The sequence below is a fragment of the Exiguobacterium sp. s39 genome (assembly GCF_018618925.1).
In the GTDB taxonomy this organism is placed as follows: domain Bacteria; phylum Bacillota; class Bacilli; order Exiguobacteriales; family Exiguobacteriaceae; genus Exiguobacterium_A; species Exiguobacterium_A abrahamii.
The window spans coordinates 1-366 of record NZ_JACSNA010000014.1 but is presented as its reverse complement, the minus strand read 5'-3'; the positions used below and the strand labels follow the sequence as shown (position 1 = coordinate 366).

At 50.3% G+C, this 366-nt stretch carries 2 tRNA genes; both read right to left on the bottom strand.

The window, feature by feature from the left end:
* Positions 1–104: 104 nt before the first annotated feature.
* Positions 105–181 (bottom strand) — tRNA-Ile (locus KNQ11_RS16680).
* A gap of 18 nt (positions 182–199) precedes the next feature.
* Positions 200–276, bottom strand: a tRNA-Arg gene (locus KNQ11_RS16675).
* Positions 277–366: the final 90 nt, after the last annotated feature.

The window sequence follows — 366 nt, the reverse complement described above, 5'->3', positions numbered from 1 at the left end:
TCACGATTGACGAAGCTTGCGCTTCATTCGTTTTTGTATTCCGTAGAATACGATTTTTGCCTCATCGTTCAGTTTTCAAAGTTCGTCATTGTTTGTTTTGAAAATGGTGGGCCTAAGTGGACTCGAACCACCGACCTCACGCTTATCAGGCGTGCGCTCTAACCAGCTGAGCTATAGGCCCGTCAAAGCAAACAAAATATGGTGCACCCTGAGAGATTCGAACTCCCGACCCCTTGATTCGTAGTCAAGTACTCTATCCAGCTGAGCTAAGGGTGCGATATGGTGCGGTCGAGAGGACTTGAACCTCCACGATGTTGCCACCACTAGGCCCTCAACCTAGCGCGTCTACCGATTCCGCCACGACCG